Raw genomic sequence first — 1,279 nt, forward strand, 5'->3', positions numbered from 1 at the left:
GTCCGCGTTTCTCGCGTTCGGAGCCGCGGGAGCGGGCACGGGAATACGTGTCAGGGCTGCTGGCTGGTTTGGAACGCAAGAACGGCTGGACACTGGCCGAACGTGCTGGTGAGAGCTGTCCGGACGGGATGCAACGGCTGCTGCGTAAGGCCGACTGGGATGTCGATGCCGTCCGCGATGATGTGCGTGACTATGTCGTCGAACACCTCGGCGACCCCGAGGCGGTGTTGGTCGGCGACGAGACCGGGTTCATCAAGAAGGGCACGAAATCGGCGGGGGTGCAACGTCAGTACTCCGGCACGGCCGGGCGGACCGAGAACTGTCAGATCGGGACTTTTCTGGCGTACGCGTCCCAGCACGGGCATGCCTTGATCGATCGCGAACTGTATCTGCCCGAGTCGTGGACGAGTGACCGGCAGCGTTGCCGGGCTGCCGGTATCGGTGACGAGGTGGAGTTCGCGACCAAGCCACGCCAGATGATCGCGATGCTCGAACGCGCGGTGGCCGCGAAGGTGCCGTTTCGGTGGTTCACCGCCGATGAGGCGTATGGCCAGGCCGGCTACCTGCGGCAATGGTGCGAGGATCACGATGTCTTCTATGTCATGGCCACCCGCCGCGATCATCAGTTGACGACGCGCGCTGACCGTGTCGGGAGCGCGCAGGATCTGGTCGCGGAGTTCGGTGCACGCAGTTGGCAGCGGTTCTCGGTCGGTGCCGGCGCGCACGGGCCACGCGAGTACGACTGGGCACGGCGCCAGATCGAGGGTACCTGGGCGGCCGGGCGGGGGCACTGGCTGCTGGCGCGGCGCGCGGTGCGTCCCAACAGTAAAGGTGAGTTCGAGATCGCCTACTACATCTGTTACGGCCCAGCGTCGGCGCGGTTGGTGGATCTGGCCTGGACCGCGGGATCGCGTTGGCATGTGGAAGAGGCGTTTCAGCAAGCCAAGGGCGAGGCCGGGCTCGATCATTACCAGGTCCGCAGTTGGCGGGCTTGGTATGCCCACATCACCTTGTCCATGCTGGGGCTTGCTTGGCTCGCGGCCTCGAAAATGCTTGCTACAAAGGGGGATTCAGCGCGCCCGTTGAGGGCATGATCGCGCTGACGATACCTGAAATCCGCCGTTTGCTCATCTCGTTCATGCTCACTCGTGCCCATCATGGGGATCATGTGTGGTCTTGGTCGAGGTGGCGGCGGCGACGTCAGTATCAGGCTCGGCTCTCGCATTACCGCCGCCGTGGTCATCCGCTCGACTGACGATCCGTGAGTGCCGTTGCAGTA

The 1,279-nt window shown here is 64.5% G+C and carries 1 protein-coding gene; it reads left to right on the forward strand.

Going from position 1 to position 1,279, the window contains the following annotated elements; all coding sequences use genetic code 11:
* On the forward strand, window positions 1–1,094 hold a 1,094-nt coding region (locus ACFWUP_RS31360; protein ID WP_379239609.1), incomplete at its 5' end, for an IS701 family transposase.
* Window positions 1,095–1,279 lie beyond the last annotated feature (185 nt).

Origin of the sequence: Nocardia sp. NPDC058658, assembly GCF_042716665.1 — a bacterium.
Taxonomy (GTDB): domain Bacteria; phylum Actinomycetota; class Actinomycetes; order Mycobacteriales; family Mycobacteriaceae; genus Nocardia.